Annotated in this window: 17 protein-coding genes; 4 read left to right on the top strand and 13 right to left on the bottom strand. The window is 39.5% G+C overall.

Annotated elements, in window-relative coordinates; all coding sequences use genetic code 11:
* Position 1: 1 nt before the first annotated feature.
* Complete coding sequence (locus bsdcttw_RS03920; RefSeq protein WP_185258108.1) at positions 2–3,700, bottom strand: DUF5717 family protein; 3,699 nt, start codon at positions 3,698–3,700, stop codon at positions 2–4.
* A gap of 110 nt (positions 3,701–3,810) precedes the next feature.
* Between bsdcttw_RS03920 and bsdcttw_RS03915 the strand changes: the two genes are divergently transcribed.
* The 3 genes from bsdcttw_RS03915 (at position 3,811) to bsdcttw_RS03905 (ending at position 8,054) form a co-directional block, all read left to right on the top strand.
* Entirely contained in the window at positions 3,811–4,935 is a 1,125-nt protein-coding gene (locus bsdcttw_RS03915; protein ID WP_185258107.1) for a pyridoxal phosphate-dependent aminotransferase, read from the top strand.
* A 485-nt stretch (positions 4,936–5,420) separates the two neighbouring features.
* Positions 5,421–6,410, top strand: a complete 990-nt coding sequence (locus bsdcttw_RS03910) for a LacI family DNA-binding transcriptional regulator (RefSeq protein ID WP_185258106.1) — start codon at positions 5,421–5,423, stop codon at positions 6,408–6,410.
* Positions 6,411–6,437: 27 nt separating this feature from the next.
* The gene (locus tag bsdcttw_RS03905) at positions 6,438–8,054 is read left to right on the top strand and encodes a glycoside hydrolase family 32 protein (RefSeq protein WP_185258105.1); all 1,617 of its coding nucleotides are present in this window, start codon (positions 6,438–6,440) and stop codon (positions 8,052–8,054) included.
* A 107-nt stretch (positions 8,055–8,161) separates the two neighbouring features.
* On the opposite strand, the gene bsdcttw_RS03900 is transcribed toward bsdcttw_RS03905, so the two are convergent.
* The 3 genes from bsdcttw_RS03900 to bsdcttw_RS03890 form a co-directional block, all read right to left on the bottom strand.
* Positions 8,162–8,983 carry an endonuclease VIII gene (locus bsdcttw_RS03900; protein WP_185258104.1) on the bottom strand — a complete coding sequence of 274 codons (822 nt, stop codon included), beginning with the start codon at positions 8,981–8,983 and terminating at the stop codon, positions 8,162–8,164.
* 24 nt (positions 8,984–9,007) lie between these two features.
* Positions 9,008–10,282 (bottom strand): adenylosuccinate synthase, encoded by a 1,275-nt coding sequence (locus bsdcttw_RS03895; RefSeq protein ID WP_185258103.1) that lies wholly within the window; start codon positions 10,280–10,282, stop codon positions 9,008–9,010.
* A gap of 221 nt (positions 10,283–10,503) precedes the next feature.
* A complete protein-coding gene (locus bsdcttw_RS03890) occupies positions 10,504–11,274 on the bottom strand; it encodes a DUF4362 domain-containing protein (RefSeq protein ID WP_185258102.1) in 771 nt (256 codons plus the stop codon).
* 230 nt (positions 11,275–11,504) lie between these two features.
* On the opposite strand from bsdcttw_RS03890, the gene bsdcttw_RS03885 reads away from it, so the two are divergent.
* The gene (locus tag bsdcttw_RS03885; protein ID WP_185258101.1) at positions 11,505–11,966 is read left to right on the top strand and encodes a chemotaxis protein CheX; all 462 of its coding nucleotides are present in this window, start codon (positions 11,505–11,507) and stop codon (positions 11,964–11,966) included.
* A 110-nt stretch (positions 11,967–12,076) separates the two neighbouring features.
* Here the strand turns inward: bsdcttw_RS03885 and bsdcttw_RS03880 are convergent, their stop codons facing one another.
* The 9 genes from bsdcttw_RS03880 to purC all read right to left on the bottom strand — a co-directional run bounded on the left by bsdcttw_RS03880 (position 12,077) and on the right by purC (position 21,165).
* Complete coding sequence (locus tag bsdcttw_RS03880; protein WP_185258100.1) at positions 12,077–12,526, bottom strand: DUF523 domain-containing protein; 450 nt, start codon at positions 12,524–12,526, stop codon at positions 12,077–12,079.
* Between the two features lie 25 nt (positions 12,527–12,551).
* Entirely contained in the window at positions 12,552–13,085 is a 534-nt protein-coding gene (locus bsdcttw_RS03875) for a dCTP deaminase/dUTPase family protein (RefSeq protein ID WP_185258099.1), read from the bottom strand.
* 87 nt (positions 13,086–13,172) lie between these two features.
* Positions 13,173–14,057 (bottom strand): LysR family transcriptional regulator, encoded by an 885-nt coding sequence (locus tag bsdcttw_RS03870; RefSeq protein WP_185258098.1) that lies wholly within the window; start codon positions 14,055–14,057, stop codon positions 13,173–13,175.
* Between the two features lie 3 nt (positions 14,058–14,060).
* Complete coding sequence (locus bsdcttw_RS03865) at positions 14,061–14,402, bottom strand: arsenate reductase family protein (RefSeq protein WP_185258097.1); 342 nt, start codon at positions 14,400–14,402, stop codon at positions 14,061–14,063.
* A gap of 112 nt (positions 14,403–14,514) precedes the next feature.
* Complete coding sequence (locus tag bsdcttw_RS03860) at positions 14,515–14,790, bottom strand: GNAT family N-acetyltransferase (RefSeq protein ID WP_185258096.1); 276 nt, start codon at positions 14,788–14,790, stop codon at positions 14,515–14,517.
* A gap of 213 nt (positions 14,791–15,003) precedes the next feature.
* Positions 15,004–16,734: a cellulase family glycosylhydrolase gene (locus bsdcttw_RS03855; RefSeq protein ID WP_185258095.1), complete on the bottom strand. Its 1,731-nt coding sequence runs from the start codon at positions 16,732–16,734 to the stop codon at positions 15,004–15,006.
* Between the two features lie 545 nt (positions 16,735–17,279).
* Entirely contained in the window at positions 17,280–18,713 is a 1,434-nt protein-coding gene (gene purB, locus bsdcttw_RS03850) for an adenylosuccinate lyase (RefSeq protein ID WP_185258094.1), read from the bottom strand.
* A gap of 177 nt (positions 18,714–18,890) precedes the next feature.
* On the bottom strand, positions 18,891–20,333 hold the full coding sequence (gene purF / locus bsdcttw_RS03845) for an amidophosphoribosyltransferase (RefSeq protein WP_185258093.1): 1,443 nt from the start codon (positions 20,331–20,333) through the stop codon (positions 18,891–18,893).
* A 124-nt stretch (positions 20,334–20,457) separates the two neighbouring features.
* Positions 20,458–21,165, bottom strand: a complete 708-nt coding sequence (gene purC, locus bsdcttw_RS03840) for a phosphoribosylaminoimidazolesuccinocarboxamide synthase (RefSeq protein WP_185258092.1) — start codon at positions 21,163–21,165, stop codon at positions 20,458–20,460.
* Between the last annotated feature and the right edge of the window lie 204 nt (positions 21,166–21,369).

The raw sequence follows: 21,369 nt of genomic DNA, 5'->3' as shown, positions 1-21,369 counted from the left end.
TTTAAAGGGCTTTGAATAAATCCTTCATAAGATGTCTGTTCATCGAGTAATTTCTGATACCTTCCTGAATGCTTTCGTAATCACCCATGTCCAAAGCGGTCACCATAAAATTTATCCCTTCATAGGGGGTACCCTCATCTTGTGACATCTCCTGTTCGGCTTTTATGCTTCCGCTCTCGGTGATAGCCGCATCCGGCCCCTCGCCCTCCGTTATATAATACTGCAAGGTCTCGTCAGCAAAAAGGATAAAGTCCTTAACATGAATCCCTTGAAACATGTCTCGCATTTCTTCTTCTGTAAACTCCTCCGAGTCTTCCAATCTGTAGTGGATAAATACTCTTCCCTTTGGATTCGATATGTATTCTACGAAGCTGCTGCTAAGAAGCTTTCCGTTCAGAGGCAGAACTCCTTTAAAATCTTTGAAAAAGGGCATCACGATACCCCTTCGTAAAAAGCGTTGAAGATTATAATCAATAAATTCTTTCTCACTCTCATCAAAACAATCCTCCTTGGAAAGTTTCTTTAAAAGCGCCAGCATACAGACCTCATTCTCTTCATAAATCAGTTCCCTTCGCATTACCTGAAAGATTTCCGCTCCAAGAATTCTTCCGTTAACAAGGTATTTATATGCATGATAGGACAAGAAAGCCTTGATTAATTGCCTATTGCAGCCTTTTTTGTAGTATTTTAGGAACACCTGAGGTGAATTTATAAGATATTCACGGGTGGTGAGCATCTGCATAAGAAGTCTCTCTTCCAAAATACAGGTATCAATTTCAAAGCCACAAGCGGCTTCCCACAGACCATATAATTCTCGGGTAGAACCCTCGTATGTCTTTACCAGGTATGACAATATCTCTTCATTGTATTTTCCTGCTTTAAAGATATAAAAGCTTAAGTTTGACGCCAGTTCTTTCCCTAAAACATCATTATAGGTCATCCTAGTTTCACTGGAAGTCTTTTGTTCCTCGTATGAGTCCTGCACTGCTTCCTCAGAAGCCAATAACAGCCAGTTACATAGCTTCAGCAATCTGCCAAGCTGAACACCTTCAAAGCCATACTCTATTAATGCAGCTTTCGCTTCCTCATAGAAATTCCTGTTGATATATAATTCAATAATCTTAATCCTGTCAGCTTTGTTTAACCCTTCCAGGTGAATTTCTCTCAGGTAATCCTCTAAAATATCTGCCTGAAAATTATCATAATAATAAGAAATTAACTCCATTTGAAGTTTGCTTCTATAGCTATCTACCAGAAAAGGAAGCTCAAGAAGCTTTCTCCGAATTCGAACAGATTCTTCATCAAATTTTTGGTAGGCTTCTATCTTCTGTGCAAAATTCAAAAGTACCATGGGATTACTGTTTTCATACTTCAGATAATCCGTCAGATAACTATCCTTTCCAAGAAAAGGATATAAAGTATAGGGAATCGTCTTAGCATACCGGTTATCCTGGTTATCCACAAGGAGAATCTCGTGGTTTTCCGTATACAGGTCAATGAAAGCACAGCCTGAAACCAAAGGGGAATAGATTTCATCGCCGGTCTCCTGATGAAGCGTGATTACACCTTTTATATTGCTGTTATTGCAATACAACTCCTGCTTAAAGCCGACATTAGATAAGTCTTTAAAAATCTCTTCTGAAAACCCGTCCATCCGAACCAATTCCTCATAGATAACAGACAAGTTTCTGTCAATTGCCCCCAGTTTTAACATCTTCTTTCCGAAATTCTCAATCTTTTTATTATAACTTCGGTAAATAGAAGAAAGCTCTTCCTTGTTCTTAATAATGTATGCATAGAGAAAGGCTCGTTTTTTGTCCTGGAGACTGCTGTTATAGATAAAATAAAGCAGTACCTGCATAGGCAGTTTCTCCTGGCCCTCTTCGTCGCAGGAATAAAGGTAATTCTCATAAAGCTCTGTTATGCGAAGCTGTTCCTTTACTCCTTCCTGATACCAGACATAATACTTCTTCCCTCTTTTATGGCCTTTTATTAAAAGACTGATCAGAGCGGTTAATATACTGGTTAGAAGGGTCTGATCTTCCTTTTTACCCTTTTCTGAATACTCCTTGTATATCCGTGTAAGGCCAAAATAAATACCTCTTGAGAATTCCTTTCTCTTGGCTGCCAGATATGTAAACTGCCTTACTAATTCATCCTCCAGAAATCCTTCCTTCGTCCCAAAGAGCAATACTTGTATCTCAAAGTCCGTCAAATCTGTTAAAAGGACCGGATTCTCCTTATAGATTATAAGGGCTTCAAAATATAGATATGGACTGCGGCAGCCGCTCATATACTGTTCTTTTAAAAGCTCCAATGCCTGTGGTTTATTATTGTCAAAACGTTTATCCGTATATAGCAGGAACCAGAGTATTCTGTAATCATTTGAATTCATGTGAAAGATATTTCTGACTTCCCTGACGGCTGTCTCTACTGCTTCCTCGGTTTTTTCTATCAGTGCATGAAGGTACCAGTAGCCGCAGATAAGCGCCATATCCTTTTGCTTTTCATCCATAATTTCATTTTTGACAGCCTTCAGAGCGGTTCTGGCTTCCAGGTCGGAAGCTTTGGTATCAACAGTCTCTGTGTCATTTGAGACTCCTATATTTGAAGTCTCCCTGTCAGCAATCTGCAGCAGATGGATTTCTAAAAGCTTATGCCAGAGCCGTTTCTCTTTGTTACCGCTCTTTAAACCTTTTAATTCTACTTCTGTGTTTTGAATATACTCCTCAGAACTGATACGGTTTTCTCTGAAGTTCAGGTAATTTCTCACACAGGAAATGACTTTTCCCCTGATATGCCTTTGTTTAAGCCTCTCTGTATCCTTCGCACCCTTACGCAGGGCTGTCACCTCTACTACAACTGTATCATGAACAGTGGACAATACTATCCTGCCGTAATTCCTGCCTTTTCGCATCTTTAGAGGCTGGATTACAAATTCTAACGGATATGTATTCCCCACAAAATAATCTGACCATATAATCTTATGCTCCGGTATAATAAACTCCCCTTCGCAGCTTACTCTTATCTCTTCATATCCCCAGTTATCCTTCATTAAGATAACCTTGTCCATAAAGCTTTCGGTATCAACTTCATATTCCAGGATATTCTTGTCTACAATAAAACTAATGGGATTTTTTTTATGAACCGAAACGAGAAATTCCTCTAAAGCCAGGTTTGCCGATCTGCTTTTTCTCAAAGCATCATATAATGTAAGATACTTTCTATCCCGGTAGCTCAGGAATTCCCTGAATTCTTCTGCTTTAAAGAATTTTACTGCTTCCCCCCAGTCAGATTTTGCGAGATTGGTAAAATGAAAAAAGTCTTTTATTTTGCCAAGGGAAGAGTTTAAGAAAGGTGGTTCTGCTGTAATGATGTAAGGTACTTTTACCTCACCGCTATCACTTACAATATCAAGAAACCCCCGGATAACATCTCCCGGGGCAAGGTTCTTTGCCTCTACGGTATAGGTTATTGTAGGGTTTTCACCATGCAGTTCCTTTTCTTTGATATGAAAAAAGGTGCTGGAAGTATAAATTTGTCCTGTAATTTTCGTGCGAAGAGTATTCGAGACGGTAAGTGTACCCTCATAGCAACCGCCTGCATCCACCGTTATAATAAGTTCTTCCTCTGATAATAATAAAGCGGGAGATTCATATTCAAAGCATCCGCCTGCTAATTGTTTTATCTTCTCCTTCAACAACTTCACCCCAGACCTGGATTATTTATGTATATATTGCAATTTTTTTTCTTTACATTATAATTATTATAACACTAAACGACAGGATTTCGCAAGGGAAAGGATAGGCTATGATAACGTCAAAGGAACATTTTCACGGAAGTGATTTAGAAAAAATAGAAAAATATTATGGAATAAAAAAAGAGGATATCATTAACTTTGCAGGGAATGTCAATCCCCTTGGTATATCACCGGTGTTAAGATCCGCGCTTGCAAGCCATCTTGACGCCATAACAGATTATCCCGACAGAGAATATACAGCTTTGCGAAGAAATATTGCCGCTTATATTGATAAGGATACTCCAAGTGATAATAAATGCAATATCGACCATATCCTGGTAGGAAATGGTTCAACGGAACTTATCTCATTGTTTATAAAATTTATAAAGCCTAAAAAAGCTCTGATTCTAAGTCCTACCTATTCTGAATACGAAAGAGAACTAAAGCTTGCAGGAAGTATGATTGATTATTTTCCTTTAAAGGAAGAGGAGAACTTTCAGGTAAATATCTCTGCACTAAAAGAAACCCTGGAAGCTCCCTATAACCTCCTTATAATCTGTAATCCGAACAATCCTACCTCTACTGTGATTCGGACAGAGACCATGGCAGAAATTCTTACCTTTTGCAGGGATAGAAATATATATTGTATGGTGGATGAGACTTATGTAGAATTTGCCCCGGATATTTCCTCTGCAACCTCGGTATCTCTTCTTTCTGCCTTTCAAAACCTTATCATCCTCCGGGGTATCTCCAAGTTCTTTGCAGCTCCCGGTCTCCGTCTGGGCTATGCTATGACCAGTGACGAAGCATTGCTTCAATTGGTCAACGAAAATAAGAACCCCTGGACGATAAATATTCTGGCTTCGATAGCAGGTGAAATCATGTTTTCTGATGAAAATTATATTCAAGAAACCAGAAGCTTTATAAACAATGAAAGAGAAAGAATTAAGACCGAATTAAGTAAAATAAATACCATAAAGTATTACGAACCTAACGGGAACTTTATTCTGTTAAAGCTTACCGATGAGCATCCTGACTCCTATGAGGTATTTGAAGGTGCTATCAAGAAAGGAATGATGATCAGAGATTGTTCAAGCTTTCCAGGCCTTGGTAATCGCTTTATAAGATTTTGCTTTCAGTCAAAGGAAGCCAATAACCGGTTATTAGAATATCTATACCAAACCCTGCACTCTTAAATTTCATAAATCCTATATAGATCGGCAGTTCCTCCGGCGTGAATCATAATTCCTGAGAAACTGCCTTTTCTCTATAGGCAGCTCTTCTTACCTTTCAAAGCACCACTAATTCAAATCATCTTCTGCCTGTTAATCTTCTTTCATTTAGATACTTCTCTATTATTCATTTCTATTATTCTTCTATAATGAATCTATCTATAAGGAAAACAAATTCATTAAACTATCCTTTTTTAACACTTGATAATGTTCTATATTTGTTAACGTTGTCATTGATAGAAGTATATTAAAAAATATTTTCATTACTTATATAAATGAATTTTACTTAAAAATATATAATAAAATATACTGCTTAACATTTTTACTTATTTATATGATAGATATTTACTTCTTTTTATGACAACGTTGACATTTAATTCATATACGTATATACTCTAATTATTACCAGAACAATCAATTTCCACTTTATTAAAAGAACAGGAGTTTTTATGATAACCAGTAAGGATGTCGCTAAATTAGCAGGAGTATCACATACAACCGTATCCAGAGCCTTTCGTGGAGATGCCAAAATAAAACCGGAAACCTACCAACGAATCATGAATGTTTCAAAAGAGCTGGGATATTCTCCGAATAGGATTGCATCCAGTCTCCGCCAAAAAAACACGAAAACTATCGGCTTAATTATTTCCCATGGATTCAATCCTCTGTTTTTAAAGATTACTCACAGGATTGAAACAGAGCTGGCCATTCATGGGTATCACCTTCTAATCTCCTTTGATGACGGTGATTCGGATAAACAATGGAATATAATTCAATCTCTGGCAGCTGGTCAAGTAAACGTAATAATATTTACACCATTAATCCATTCAACGGCTGACCATAATCGCTTATATTCCTTAATACAGCATTCACCAATACGGTTTATTCAATTAATCTCTAATCCATTTGAGGATATTACAAGCTTTTATTTTGACGATAATTATGGTTCCTATTTAGGTACCCGCCATCTGCTCTCTAATGGGCATAATCGTATACTCATGATTGGCGGTATTAACCGTGTGGAGGGTTATGAAAAGGCTTATCAGGAATCAGAGTTAACTCCCCCCATAAAATTTAGTGACCTGACCGGCAGTACAGAGGAGGCAAGCTACCATAATATCAAGGAAGCACTATTAAAAGAGAAACCAACCGCTGTTTTCTCGGTGTCTGAGCCTTTAAGCTATATCACTTATCAGGTACTTTCCGATCTGGCCATGCAGATACCTTCAGATATCTCTTTCTTATCCTTTGATGATGAACGTTGGCTGCAGCTCCTCCATATCTCAGCCATCGGCCATCCCGTTCAGGCACTGTCCAATGTAATCGTAAGGGAAATTTTGTCTTACGAAACCTCTGACAGTGAGGTATATCCTTCATCCACCAGCTTTAAGCCATTTTTAATTGAGAGAAATTCAGTCCTGCCTAATAATAAGCAATAAATAATAAATATAAAGGAGTTAGAATTTATGATTAAAAGAGACATCTTATGCGAACATGATTATCTACACATTCCCATTATTCCAGGCGGTAAGAGAAACGATATGCAAATCTGGGCTGGTGGTGAGCTGGTTCGCAGCTTCTGCCTGGCTCTGACAGACGAAGGAGGCGAATATTTCTACTTAAAGGTCAGTCAGCACAAAGATAAAACACTTACGCTGCTGGTAGCCGATCCGGAAGGAATAACCGAAACCGCACTGAATCGTATTGTTAGCGGGGGAAAAGCCAGTTCTCTACATCCCCTTTATCCGAATCTATACAGAGAACCCCTTCGTCCTTTGTATCACTTTTCCAGTAAAAGAGGCTGGCTTAACGATCCTAACGGGTTGTTCTACAAAGACGGGCTTTATCATATGTATTACCAGCATAATCCCCTTGGTACTCCTCATGGCAGCGTCAATATCTGCTGGGGGCATGCCATCAGCAAAGACCTCCTGCATTGGGAGGAAAAAGATGATGCCATTCTGCCCTGGCGCAGGGACTGGTCCATAGCCTCCGGAAGTGCTGTTGTAGATACAGAGAATCGGGCGGGCTATGGTAAAGATGCTATTATTGCGGCATTTACCGCTTTAGGTACACAAAACATTAAAAACGGACGGGACTACCCTTCAGGCGGTCAATTTTTAGCAGCCAGTACCGATGGAGGTTATACTTTTTATTTATTTTCCCATGAAGCAACTGTCCCGACACAAAGCGGCTATGGCTGGAGAGATCCCCGCCTTTTCCGCTATGATGACCATTATGTTATGGCAGTTTATGAAACCGACGAAAACAATAGGAATTGTGTATCTTTTTATGTATCAGATAATTTTCATGATTGGAAACTGACTTCAAGAAATGATGACCTGTACGAATGCCCTGATATTTTCCCCTTAACCGTTGAAGGTACCGATGAAGTAAAATGGGTGCTGTACGGAGCTGACTGTATGGCAAGAGTAGGAGACTTTGATGGATACCACTTTACTGAATCCGGACAATTTAATCCTCTGGACTATGGAAATGCCTCCTATGCTGGACAGACCTGGAGCCATCAGCCGGAGGGTAAACGCATACATATCAGCTGGGTACGGGGAATGGGTGGTACCGGAGAAGACTTAGGTTACGAGAATATGCCCTTCTCTCAGTGTATGACAATACCTTGTGAAATCACCTTAAGAAAGGGCAGAGACGGCCTTCGTGTATGCCGTGCTCCAATTCAGCAGATAGAGCAGTTACGGCAAGAGCTGCTCTTTGAAAATAATTTTCAACAGACGGCTGAGACTTCAATTGAAATTGTTACTCCTGCTCAATATGTAATTGATTTATCCTCCTGCACAGATATGCTTTCTATCCGGGTCGGCGCACATACGATTCATTACCAGGCATCGGAGCGAAAACTTTTGTTTGAAAATGGCCGCAGTGTGTTGTTAGATAGGGAATCTCTGCAATTTACTGTATTAATCGATACTACAACCGTGGAATTATGTTTTGAGGACAGCGTTACGGCAAGTTATGCTATGTCATCTGAACACATGAGTTTAATCATAAAAGGAAGCTGCACTGTTTCCTGTCAATGTTACCAAATGAAAAATATCTGGGAGCAATAACACAAAACAATAAAGCTCCGGGCACTATGACTTGTCATATGCACCCGGAGCTATTTTATTCAACCCTTCATTCATCATAATAGGTTAGGTTATAGATTGGATTATTCTTAACTTTGGCAATGCTCACAAAAATAGATGGTACCTCCAAGAAAATTCTCTTTATGAATCAGGTAACCACACTTCGTACAAGGCTCACCATAGGTGTTCTTACTTAAGTATGTCATATAACCGCCTTTGTTTCCATACAAATCTTTTTCCGTATCTCTGCCGCCGTTCTCTGTCATTTCTTTCAGTACTTCCTTTAAGGTTTGATATAGATTACTCATATCTTCTTCCGTAAGGGAATTCATTTTACGCTTAGGGTGAAACCCTGCCTTAAATAGAATGTCTTGGATTACTCCATTTCCAACCCCCGGAATTCTCTGCTCCGTGGCAAGAAATGCTTTCACTGACTTATTCTGTAAGGCTTCATTATTAAGTCCTTTAAAATACTCATAAGAAAATTCATGACTTAGAGGTGATGGCTTTTCACAGGAACCCAGGTAATAAGGATTATCATTTTGACCTTCCTTGAATGCCCATAGACCTCCATACATTTGAATGGTTGCCGCAAGAGCTGATTTGTCTGTAAATTCAATATAAAGCTGATTCTTTTTCGGCACATCCCTGCTGTCACCGTAGAACCTGAGTGCTGCTCCGTCTCCAAGAACAATCCTGCAATCCCCTGCTTCTATTTCAACCATTCCTCCTCTGGCAAAGGAGGTCCCGATTTTCTTTCCTGCAAGCAGACTGTTATAGTCCTCCGGGTCACCAAAATACCATGCAAACTTATGAGGAGATTTATTCGCTTCCACCAATTTGATAACTTTACCCTGAACGGCTTCATTCAACTGCAAGGCAATGGTACTGCTTTCCGGTATTTCCAGCATACTTCCTCCAATCCCCATCCTTATTTAGCGGTAGATAATCTCATCTCTACCCGGTCCGTTGGATACCATCGTAATCGGAACTCCAATTTCTTTCTCGATGAATTCAATGTATTTTCTGCAATTTTCCGGCAAATCTTCGTATTTCTTAATTCCCCTGATTTCCTGTTTCCAACCGGGAAGCTTCTCATACACCGGTTTTGCTTTGGCAAGCTTAACAGTGGTAGGGAAATCCTTTGTTACCACTCCGTCTATTTCATAACCTACACATACCGGAAGTTCTTCCAGGTATCCAAGGACATCAAGTACTGTTAAAGCAACCCCTGTAGCTCCCTGCATTCTACAGCCATATCTGGTCGCAACCGCATCAAACCAGCCCATACGTCTGGGTCTTCCGGTAGTTGCACCGTACTCGCCGCCGTCACCGCCTCTTCTTCTAAGCTCATCAGCTTCCTCACCAAAGATTTCACTGACGAACTCCCCTGCACCTACTGCACTGGAGTAAGCCTTGGCTACTGCTATGATTTCCTTTATTTCATAAGGAGGTATTCCAGCTCCGATAGCACCGTAGGCTGCCAAAGTGGAGGAGGAAGTTACCATAGGATAGATTCCAAAATCCGGGTCTTTTAGAGCACCCAGCTGCCCCTCTAATAAGATGTTTTTTCCGGCTTTGATAGCTTCATATAGATAAGCAGACACATCACAAACATAAGGTGCTACCATATCTCTGTATTCTAAAAGAGTCTTAAGTAATTCTTCTGTATTGATGGCCGGTTTGTGATACATATACTCTAAAAGCACATTCTTTGCTTCACATACCCTCTCCACCTTTTCTTTCAAGGCTTCTTCGTCAAAGAGTTCTGATACCTGAAAGCCTATTTTAGCATATTTATCGGAATAAAATGGAGCAATTCCTGACTTGGTGGAGCCAAAGGATTTACCCCCCAGTCTTTCTTCTTCATATTGATCAAAGAGGATATGATAAGGCATCATAATCTGCGCCCTGTCTGATACCAGAAGCTTTGGCTCCGGTACTCCCCTGTCTGTTAAGGACTTTACTTCTTTAAAAAGGTATGGAATGTTAAGAGCTACTCCGTTACCGATAATACAGGTAGTGTGGTTGTAAAAAACACCTGAAGGTAGGAGATGAAGTGCAAACTTACCATACTCGTTAATAATGGTATGTCCTGCATTGCTGCCGCCCTGAAATCTTACGATGATGTCGGATTCCTGCCCCAGCATATCTGTTATCTTTCCCTTGCCTTCGTCGCCCCAATTAGCGCCTACTATTGCTTTTACCATGTAAATTTCCTCCTTTATATCTCCGTGAATTCGCTCTGCTATACCTAAACCTTAGCACAGTCCATGTTTATAAATTACATATAAATAAGGCATGTAACAAACCAGTTACCATGCCTTATTACTTTCTTATTATACATATAGTTAAGGTATAAGTAAAATCAATATTATTTATACTGTCCATAATATATAGTTATATTTCCTTTATGAAAATAGTTAATGATTTATCTGAGAAAAGTATACCACTTCTTACTCCAAATAAACCGTAAGGTATCAAGAGATCCTGACTCATATTCTTTCTGGCTTACCTGCTCCTTATTTGCCAGGTAAATAATCTTCTTACCGTCTTTTTCATAGGTATTGAGAAAGGAATATTCCTTTGAGGAAATTCTACTGCCGGTACCCAAAAAGCTATCCCTGGTTGAATCTGTTACTGCATAGAACTTTGTTCCGTCATAAATAATATCTGCGATTATCGGATCGCCTTCGGTTGTATAGGTAACCTTTCTTAGATAAGCACAGATACCTTGACTTGCATTTTGCCAAAAGCGTACAGCTGCCTCCAGATTTTTATTATTATTATTTTTTCCGTTTATATTTTCCACATAGCAGCCGTCAGCTATTGCTTCTTCGGGTGAATAGGTACTATCAATCTGCATAGTAGGCGGCCAGTTATCCTTGACTTCTTGTATCACAGTAATATCTTTCGCTGTAACTTGCACCGGATAGGATTCTCTTACCGTACCATCATAGGTTATCCTAATTAGTGTACCCCTGGGGAAGCTCTCCTTCACATTCTTATAAAAAACCGAAACAGGCTCAAAGGGAGACAATATACCTTCTTTTCCTGAGAATGCTATCATAAAGCTGCCTTCCTTGTCTGCCATTACAATTCCGTCTAAGTAAGATTCCTTGGCAGAACTTTGCTTTATACTGCAGCCATTCTGAACCATTAAGAACGAGAAAAGAAAAACAAAAGTAACAATACGTCTCAAAACTCCACCTCTCACTTAAATTATTTTATATATTATACTGCTTCAAAAAGGAAAAAGATATTCACAGTGACTTTTGTCGATTTATATGATATTATCATTATAATTGTAATTGTTGTATACTCTATTAAGGGAAGATTGAGTAAGTTCAACTTCCGTATGCAGTAATTATAGCATAGCATAATAATTCCGGCAGATTTTGATTAGTATCGGGCTTTCATGAGGTGAGGAAAATGGACGTAAATCATATTAATCCCTTTATAAGCGCTTTTGCATCTGTAATCCCCCAGTTGGGTTTTCAGACTGTGAACAAGGGTGGATTAAGCGTTAAGGGGAAAGAATTACAAAGTTCAGGGGTAATAATAATTGTAGGGATTGTAGGAGCAATCAGAGGCAGCGTGGTATATACCATGGATACAGAGAATGCTAAAAAAGTAGCCTCTTGTATGATGATGGGCATGCCGGTTAATGAATTAGATGATATGGCACAAAGTGCTTTAGGCGAATTAACAAATATGTTAACCGCCAATGCTGCCACCCATTTTGCAGGGCTGGGAATTTCCATAGACATATCAACACCTACTGTAATGCATGGAAATAATATGTCTCTCAAAATGGGCACCGGACAAGTACTGTGTATACAGCTTTTTGCAGATGACATACCTATAGAAGTTAATATTTCTATTGAAAATTAATCCAACTATAAATGCCCCTGTACGCGGAGTCTCCAGCAGTCAGGGGCATTAATTTTATCGATGTTTAGTTGTTATCGGTTACATTACCTTTTTCAATCTGCCAACTTACATTATGATTCTTCATCAATACAAACTTTTAGCTCTTCCAGATTCTTTTCAGAGAAGATTTTCACGCCTCTTTTCGCAAGGATTTCTGCGGTCATTCCATTTCCCTGAATGAGCTTACCCTGAAAGCTGCCGTCATAAATCTGTCCATAGCCGCAGGATGGGCTGTTGGCTTTTAGGATTGCAGCCGTGCATTCAAAGTATTCAGCCAACTTACAGACTTCTTCAGCGCCTTTGCAAAACTGTTCCGTACAATCCCTACCCTCCTTATCAAAGGCCTTTCCTAGCTTAAGTTCCACTGGGTTTCTGGGGGTAGGAAGTCCGCCAAGCTGCTCCGGACATACCGGTATTAGATGAACTTTCCCTTTTAATTCTTCCAGCTCCTTTATATATTTGCCGTCCCCGCTATACCTGCAGTTAAGCCCCAGAAGACAAGCACTAACCAGAATGTTCATAACCTATCTCCGTTTCTTACAAGATTTACTGTTTTGAGGTACTGCCAAAACCACCGTTACGTATCTCCTCGCATTCGTCGTCAAAAGTAATTCCGTATTCTACAAAAATCCCCTGCATAAAACCGGTCCATGCCTTTACTTCCGCCGTCTTACCTTCATTGGAATCATTCGTAACCTTGGCAAAGATGTGTCCTTCGTTATCTGAGTAATAATAATCGCTGTCAATGATGCCGACGGTATTATTCATCTGAAGGCGGAATTTAAAACCAAGTCCGCTTCTGGGATAACACTTTAACACCCACCCCTCTTCCATGGATACTCTGATACCGGTCGGTATCTTTATTCCTTCTCTGGGAGCAAGGGAAAAGCTTAACGGACTGTAAAAATCATAGCCTGCAGAACCTGCAGTCGCACGTTTTGGCAGTTCAATGCTTTCATAAATCCTAGTTATCTCTTCTCTTCTTTCAAGGGAAGTCTTCCCGTTTTCAGGAAACGTATCTTCCCAATCTTTTATAAATTGTTCTATACTTATCTTTTCAAATTTTGCGATTCTCTTCATACGTATATTTTTTGCAGCTTTTTAGTAACTGCATTTCCTTTCTATTTCTTTGCACTTTTTCAGATAGGTGGATTCTATACTCCAATTTTAGCCTTTCATCATAGACAGGAGATTTTTTGCAGCCGTTGCCACTGGATTTTTTGAGCTTGTAACGATACAAAAATGTCGCGGCGGAAGCTCTCTTTTAAGCTTTAACTCAAAGAGCTCCCCTCTATCCAGATATTCTTTTGCAAAATCCCTTACTACAGAACCGACTCCCAGATTTCTTAAAGAAAACTGAACGATCATGTCGCTGGTAGCCAGTTCAAATTCCGGTTTTAACACTACTCCATTATTCTTAAGAATACCATCCACATAAGATCTGGTACTAGTCAGACCCTCCAGACATATGATAGGAAGTTCCTCCAGTTCTTTATATTCAAGCTCTTTATGTACCAATGGAAGAAAACTGCTTCCTGCTACAAAGATATCCTTTATTTCTTTTACTCTCCAGGAAGTGACTTCCGTCTTCGCGGTAAAAGGTTCACTTACAATTCCAAAATCAATCTTACCCTCATAAAGATAGGACAAGGTCTCCGGCGTCGGACCATTGGTAACGCTGACTTTGATACCCGGATATTTCTTGTGGAACTCCTCAAGAAAAGGGAGCAGATAGTATTGCAGAGTCATATCGCTGGCACCGATTCGAATCTCTCCGTTTTCCATATCCAATACTTTCCGTAAGCTTTCTTCTCCTTTCAGAATAGTCTCATAACCTGATGAAATATAAGAATAAAGCAAATCTCCTTCCGGTGTAAGTCTCACACCTTTTTGGGTACGTAAAAATATATTACTTCCAAGTTCCCTCTCCAGTAATTTAACAGCTTGACTTACCGCCGGCTGTGATATATTAAGCTTCTCTGCCGCAGCAGTAAAGCTTCCTGTCTTCACAACATAATAAAATATCTTATAGTATTCCAGGCTGATATCCATGGTTTAAACCCACTCTTTCCAGACATCCGGCTGATAGCCTACGGTTGCTTGTCTGCCATTTCTAACAATGGGAGTCTGAAACATCCCCTGATTTTCTAAAAGCTTTTCTTCCCTGTCTATTTCCTCTGACAAATATTTTACATAATTGTCTTCGTATTCTTTGGAATGTTCATCTATCAGCTTATTCATGCCGCCTATGGCTGCCTTCACGCTTTTGTATTCACCCAGACTCATGCCATGTTTTCTTAAATCAATCATCTGGTATTTGATCCTTCTTTCCTTGAAATATCTCTCTGCTTTTTTAGTGTCAAAACATTTGGATTTCCCAAAGATTTGTATGTTCATCCCATCCTCTTTTCTTACCTGCAACAATTGGGTATGCTGGCTTCCATCCGCAGATTAGATAATCTGCAGATTAAAACCTGCACATCCCCAAATTAACGACATCTATCTTACTCTACCTGCTTATTAAATCTGCATTTTCACTATTCTTTTCAAACCAGCTTATTGCATAGGAACAGGTAAGTACTGCAGTCTTACCCTCTGAACGAAGCCTCTTTGCCAGTTCTTCCATCAGCTTTCCTGCAATGCCTTGTCCTCTTAGGGAGTCATCCACGAAGGTATGATTAATCTCCACTGAATTCTCGTTAATGTCAGGAAATGTAACCTCAGCTATTGTCTTTCCCATACCGTCTTCCAGATAAATACGGTTTGTTCCATGTTTAAATTCCATATAACCTGCTCCTTTCTATTGATATACTTTAATTTCCAATTATGATTTATGCATACATTACTATTGTAAGATGGGGAAGGATTAAATGCAAGGCTATTTGAGAATATTTTTATGACGTTATTTGCCATATTTGGTGAAAATAAGAGGCATCTGCAGCTTACATAAAGCAGCAGATGCCTCTTATTTTATTCTTTTATTTCAATTTTGCTCCTATTATTTTAAAATGTTAAAAGATTCCCAGGTGCTTGGTGTTGCTGTTACTGCTTTTAGTACACCATTGTTATTTAAGTCAGCCATAACATAGAGATTATTGGCATAGGCCTTGATATTATATGCGCCGTTTGCTGTTTTTGTTATATAAAATTTCTCCCAGGTGCTTATGGTGGCACTTCTGGCGAGGAGCTGACTGCTTTCATCAATTACTGCGCACACATACTTATTATTCGCTCTTGAGAGGAAGGAGTAAGTTCCGTCACCGTTAGCGACAATATTGAAAGTCTCCCAGGCTCCGCCGTTTGCATTGCGGTTAGCTATCAGAGGGTCATTTCCTGTATTGTCAGCGCATACCACTTTACTATTTGCATTTGCAACAATGTAACAATCTCCTGTAGGGATTGTAGAGGGTGATGGGTTTGCGGTAAAGTAACTCTTAATACCATTTACAAGATTACTATTGATGGTTGAACTGCCAACCTGTGCCCACTTTGAACGAATGCTAGCCTCAGAATCTGTTGCCACATTCGTAGCGGAAACATTCTGGTTATAAAGCCCCCAGTTATTGTTGCTTCCAGTAACTTTATAAGTCCAGGTAGTCCAGTTGATACCTGCATCATTTAATAGTTGAAGCCCTTGCTGCCAAGCTGATACGCTGTTAAAATATGAGAATTCTCCCATGTAACTGGGAACATTGTAATTCTTGCTGCTGATTAGACTTAGCTTATCCTGCATATTAGTAATCTGCTTGCCGGCTGCATTATCATAGTCATCATAAAGATAATTATGGTATTCATACATAACATTGGACCAGTTATAATCAGAAGGATTCGGTAAATCAGAAGGATTCCAGGTAGCTTCCATGATAACAACATGATTGGTGTCTACAGAACGGATTACATTATAAGCATTGTTATAAATCCCCCACAATAAGGAATGCAGATAATCATCACTATAACCGGAGTTATAACGATAGGTGCAATAAGGCTCATTTAATAAATCATAGCCTGCAACTACAGGATTGTCCTTATAACGCTGTGCTATCTTATACCATAAATCATAATATTTCTGCTGATTACTGTTAGCATTGTTTCCAAAGAAGAACTGGGAGGCTGTAACTTTACTGTTTCCACCATCAATACCACTATGGTCACTTCCGTTTTGTGAACCCGGAGCGCCATGCATATCTAAGATTACATAGATGCCTCTCTTACCGGCTTCCTGCAGGAACCAATCAATACGGTCAAAAGCATTGCTTATATAATTGCCGTTAAAATCAACAAAATTCATAAACCACATAGGCAAGCGAATGCAATTAATTCCTAAAGCCTGGCAGTTGTCAAAATCTTGTGTTGTCCAATAGTTATCCTGGTAGACCTTGATTAAATCCCTCATTTTAGCTTCGCCGAATCTGGAGGTTAAGGTCTTATATATGTCCATTTCACAATTCACCGTATAGGTACCGGTACTATAGCTGGTTGGGCACATCCAGAACTCCTGCAGTAAATAACCGCCGGCATTGGTTCCTCTTAAGGTTACAACATCGCCGTTACCATAGTTGTTACGAAGCTGCTTTCCGTTTGCCTTTAAGAAACTGGATGAACTAATAGCAGCTGCCTGAGCCTTCTGCGCAGGAATCAGTCCGGCTGTTAACATACCTGCTACCAAAACGGCCGCCATAAAGATGGCTGTAAATCGTCTTGCAAACACGTTTTTCATTATCCTTTTCATAGTAAATACCCCTTTTACATTATTTTTGCTTCCATAAGTTAAACAAAGTATATTAACTGCTTGTCCAACTTATTAAGAATCATTTGGACAATGATTCATCTTCTCCCCTCCCCCTGTTAATCTTTATATAAGCCAGGCTCATATCGGAAAATGTGCCAGGTTTATATCAAACTATCTATACCTTTTAACAAAAACAGCCTCACCTTGCTGTCAATTCACTCCATAATATTTTCCATATCTTAGCATTGTTTTTTCATTACTGCAATTGTAATTTTTTAACTTTTAGTGTAATTATTAATAAAAGTAAGAAAATGCGTCTTAAGGTACTTATTTGCGAATTATCTTTTTGAAATTCCCGTTATTGTTCCAATTATATCCATTATTTTAATAATTTAAAGTATGACAGTTTAAATTTGGATTTATTAGAACTAAATAACAATATAGTTCTCTTTCAATCAAAAAGGACACGACAAGCAGGAAGAGTTCTTTTCCAGCTTGCCGTGTCTTTTTATGGTAAAATCATAAGAATTCTGTTTTTATTTGCATCAAACTTTAATATCTGCTGTAATTCCAAGATATTCTTTATTTTCATCCAGTATCGGTTTTATTACTTCCTCTATAAATTCCTCTACCTGTTCTTTGGAACGCCCGATATATTTCTTGGGTTCCATGGTGTTCTTCAACTCCTCCAAGGTCAGATTAAAGGAAGGGTCTGCTGCGATTAATTCCAGAAGATTATTCTCCAGCCCTTTTTCCTTTACATTTCTTCCGGCTTCCATGGACAGAGTACGAATCTTCTCATGCAGCTCCTGTCTGTCACCGCCCGCTTTTACGGCATCCATCATGATATTTTCTGTGGCCATAAAGGGAAGCTCTGCCAGCAAGTGCTTTTCGATAACCTTGGGATATACCACCAGTCCGTCTACTACATTCAAATACAGATCCAGGATACCATCCACTGCCAGAAAGGCTTCCGGTACACTGATACGTTTATTGGCAGAATCATCCAGCGTTCTCTCAAACCACTGGGTAGAAGAGGTGATAGCAGGATTTAAGGCATCACAGATAACATAATTAGCAAGGGAAGCGATACGCTCACTTCTCATGGGATTTCTCTTATATGCCATTGCAGAAGATCCTATCTGGTTCTTTTCAAAAGGCTCCTCAATTTCCTTTAAATGCTGTAAAAGTCTGATATCATTGGAGAACTTGTGAGCACTGGCGGCAATACCTGCCAGTATATTCAACACTCTCGTGTCCACTTTTCTGGAATAAGTCTGTCCGGACACCGGATAACAATCCACATATCCCATCTTTCTTGCAATTCTTTTATCCAGTTCTTTTACTTTTTCATGATCACCTTCAAAGAGTTCCAAGAAGCTTGCCTGGGTTCCGGTTGTGCCTTTGGAACCAAGTAATCTCATGGAATCGATTATATATTCCACATCATCAAAATCCAGTTTTAATTCCATCAGCCAAAGGGCAGCTCTCTTTCCTACGGTAGTAGGCTGAGCCGGCTGAAAATGAGTAAAGGCAAGAGTTGGTAAATCTCTGTATTCATAGGCAAAATCCTTTAACTTATCCATTACATTTAAGAGCTTCGTGCGGATTTCTTTCAAAGCCTCTGTCATTACAATTATATCGGTATTATCTCCGACATAGCAGGAGGTGGCTCCTAGATGAATAATTCCCTTCGCCTTCTCACACTGAACACCATAAGCATAGACATGGGACATAACATCATGACGTACCAGTGCTTCTCTTTCTCTTGCTACATCATAGTTGATATCATCCTGATATTTTTTAAGTTCATCTATCTGCTCTTTCGTAACGGGAAGTCCCAGCTCCATCTCTGCTTCTGCAAGTGCTACCCATAACTTTCTCCAGGTTCGAAACTTCATATCCGGAGAAAAAATATACTGCATCCTTTTACTGGCATATCTTTCTGACATAGGGCTTACATATTTATCATTACTCATTACTGCCTCCTGTAACTGTACGGTTTTTAACGTATCTATTGTGATATGGATTTCTCTATCCCCAAACAAGGGACTGCAGGATAAAAGTTCTATTTTTCTTCCTGCACTCCCCTTTTTCTTTCCTATCCTATTATCCTTAATAACTGACAGAAAAGCAAGTCTGATTTTTGCTATTCTTTATCTTTCATAATCGCCCCGAATATCCTCTTTTGGCGGTTCGATCGGGTAATTCCCGGTAAAGCAGGCATCGCAATAGCCTTTGTCTCCTTCTATTAACTCACTTAACCTGTCAACTCCCAGATATCCCAAGGAATCTGCTCCTATCATATCTCTGATTTTTTCTACCGTATTATTGTGAGCGATTAACTGATCATCAGAGGGTACATCGGTTCCAAAATAACAGGGATAGAGAAAAGGAGGTGAGCTTATTCTAACATGAACTTCTTTTGCCCCTGCACTCTTTAACATTCGTACAATGCGTTCACTGGTAGTTCCCCGGACAATAGAGTCATCTATCATAATAACGCGCTTTCCCTTAACTACGTCCTTTAATACATTGAGCTTTATCTTTACACTGGACTCTCTCATAGACTGCTTGGGCTTGATAAAGGTTCTGCCCACATAGCTGTTCTTTACAAAGGCAGTGGCAAGCTGTATCCCTGATTCAAGAGAATATCCGTAAGCTGCTGCATTACCGGAATCCGGTACACCGACTACAATGTCTGCTTCCACAGGGTAGGTCTGAGCTAATATTCTTCCTGCCATAATTCTGGAATTGTATACGCTGACGGAGTCCAGGCAACTGTCCGGTCTTGCAAAGTAGATATATTCAAATATACACTTTGCCTTTCTTGGCTGTACCATGGACATATCGGAATGAATACCATCTTTATTTATCATAACGACTTCTCCGGGCTCAACATCCCTTACAAAATCTGCACCAACCGTATCAAGTGCCGCACTTTCGGAAGCCAATACGTAGGAATTCCCTCTCTTGCCGATACAAAGAGGTCTGAATCCAAAGGGGTCCCTGGCTCCGATAAGCTTTCTGGGGCTCATAATAACAAGGGAGTAGGCTCCCTTTAATTTTAACATTGCATTCTTAACCGCTTCCTCTACACTCCTGGTCTGAAGTCTCTCTCTCGCTATCAGATAGGCAATTACTTCCGAGTCAATGGTAGTCTGAAAAATAGCTCCGGTATATGCCAGCTTTGCTTTTAATTCCGGTGCATTGACCAGATTCCCATTATGTGCCAGCGCCAGGGTGCCCTTGACATAATTTAATACCAAAGGCTGGGTATTCTCTCTGTTACTGGCTCCGGCGGTAGAATAGCGTACATGTCCCACACCGATATTACCCGTTAGATTTTCTATACTCTCCGGGGTAAAAACTTCATTTACCAGTCCCATTCCTTTATAGGACTTTACACTTCCCTTTGGTCCGCTGGTATCGCTGACAGCAATACCACAGCTCTCCTGCCCTCTGTGCTGCAGGGCAAACAAGCCGTAATATATGGAAGAAGCAATATCATTACCATCAAAATCATAGATTCCGAAAACTCCACATTCCTCGTGAATTTCGTCCGATATCCAGGTATCAATTTGTGTGTTATTATCCATCTATAATCCTTTCTACTATCACTTTAGATACCTATAGTATCTGTTCCATCGAATGAAGAAAGGCTGCTGCAAAATCAGTACGAGATGTACTTATTACTATTCCTGCAGCAACCCTTGATTACTCTTACGCCAGACCGATTCTCTTTAATACTTCGGCATAGGCATCTTCTACCCCGCCCATATCTCTTCTGAAACGATCTTTATCCAGTTTTTCATGGGTTCTGATGTCCCAAAGTCTGCAAGTATCCGGTGATATCTCATCAGCCAGGATAACTTCCCCTTTGCTCCTGCCGAACTCAATCTTAAAATCTATTAATTCAATGCCGCATTCCTCAAAATACTTGCAAAGAACTTCATTTACCTTAAATGCCATCTTTGAAATCTTGTCAATCTCTTCTCTTGTAGCAAGACCTAAAGCAATTGCATAATAATCATTAATCATAGGGTCACCCAGATCATCATTTTTATAACTGAATTCCAGGGTGGGAGCAAGTAATTTAATACCTTCTTCCATTCCTAACTTCTTTGAAAAACTGCCTGCAGATACATTACGTATAATAACTTCCAAAGGAACAATTTCAACTTTCTTAACAGCAGTTTCCCTGTCGCTTAATTCTTCGATATAGTGAGTTGGAACACCTTCATTTTCCAGCAGTTTAAACATATGGTTGGACATGCGGTTATTAATAACGCCTTTTCCGACTATGGTTCCTTTTTTTAAGCCATTAAATGCAGTAGCATCGTCTTTATAATCAACAATATAAACATCTTCCTGTGCTGTTTTATAAACTTTCTTAGCTTTACCTTCATAAAGCATTTCTAATTTTTCCATATACGGCTCCTATCTGTGTTCTTATCACATAGTTCGTTACTACTTAAAAATTGAAAGTCAACTTGTCTTACTCTTCTTATTATAACTTACAAAATTAGATTCGCAATAGAAAAATCGCAATTTGAAGCCCTGATTAGGCATTTTTATACTAATCATAGTTATAAGTTCATCTAATATATTTATCAATCCACTATGTTTTTCTTA

It is taken from the genome of Anaerocolumna chitinilytica, assembly GCF_014218355.1.
Taxonomy (GTDB): domain Bacteria; phylum Bacillota; class Clostridia; order Lachnospirales; family Lachnospiraceae; genus Anaerocolumna; species Anaerocolumna chitinilytica.
The sequence above is the reverse complement of the archived record's forward strand: the minus strand, read 5'-3'. Positions and strand labels throughout refer to the sequence as shown.

What these genes read in the sequence shown, in the direction of transcription:
- bsdcttw_RS03915 (WP_185258107.1), top strand. Translation starts at nt 3,811, where the DNA reads ATGATAACGTCAAAGGAACATTTTCACGGAAGTGATTTAGAAAAAATA.
- bsdcttw_RS03910 (WP_185258106.1), top strand. Translation starts at nt 5,421, where the DNA reads ATGATAACCAGTAAGGATGTCGCTAAATTAGCAGGAGTATCACATACA.
- bsdcttw_RS03905 (WP_185258105.1), top strand. Translation starts at nt 6,438, where the DNA reads ATGATTAAAAGAGACATCTTATGCGAACATGATTATCTACACATTCCC.
- bsdcttw_RS03900 (WP_185258104.1), bottom strand. Translation starts at nt 8,983, where the DNA reads ATGCTGGAAATACCGGAAAGCAGTACCATTGCCTTGCAGTTGAATGAA.
- bsdcttw_RS03895 (WP_185258103.1), bottom strand. Translation starts at nt 10,282, where the DNA reads ATGGTAAAAGCAATAGTAGGCGCTAATTGGGGCGACGAAGGCAAGGGA.
- bsdcttw_RS03885 (WP_185258101.1), top strand. Translation starts at nt 11,505, where the DNA reads ATGGACGTAAATCATATTAATCCCTTTATAAGCGCTTTTGCATCTGTA.
- bsdcttw_RS03880 (WP_185258100.1), bottom strand. Translation starts at nt 12,526, where the DNA reads ATGAACATTCTGGTTAGTGCTTGTCTTCTGGGGCTTAACTGCAGGTAT.
- bsdcttw_RS03875 (WP_185258099.1), bottom strand. Translation starts at nt 13,085, where the DNA reads ATGAAGAGAATCGCAAAATTTGAAAAGATAAGTATAGAACAATTTATA.
- bsdcttw_RS03870 (WP_185258098.1), bottom strand. Translation starts at nt 14,057, where the DNA reads ATGGATATCAGCCTGGAATACTATAAGATATTTTATTATGTTGTGAAG.
- bsdcttw_RS03865 (WP_185258097.1), bottom strand. Translation starts at nt 14,402, where the DNA reads ATGAACATACAAATCTTTGGGAAATCCAAATGTTTTGACACTAAAAAA.
- bsdcttw_RS03860 (WP_185258096.1), bottom strand. Translation starts at nt 14,790, where the DNA reads ATGGAATTTAAACATGGAACAAACCGTATTTATCTGGAAGACGGTATG.
- bsdcttw_RS03855 (WP_185258095.1), bottom strand. Translation starts at nt 16,734, where the DNA reads ATGAAAAGGATAATGAAAAACGTGTTTGCAAGACGATTTACAGCCATC.
- purB (WP_185258094.1), bottom strand. Translation starts at nt 18,713, where the DNA reads ATGAGTAATGATAAATATGTAAGCCCTATGTCAGAAAGATATGCCAGT.
- purF (WP_185258093.1), bottom strand. Translation starts at nt 20,333, where the DNA reads ATGGATAATAACACACAAATTGATACCTGGATATCGGACGAAATTCAC.
- purC (WP_185258092.1), bottom strand. Translation starts at nt 21,165, where the DNA reads ATGGAAAAATTAGAAATGCTTTATGAAGGTAAAGCTAAGAAAGTTTAT.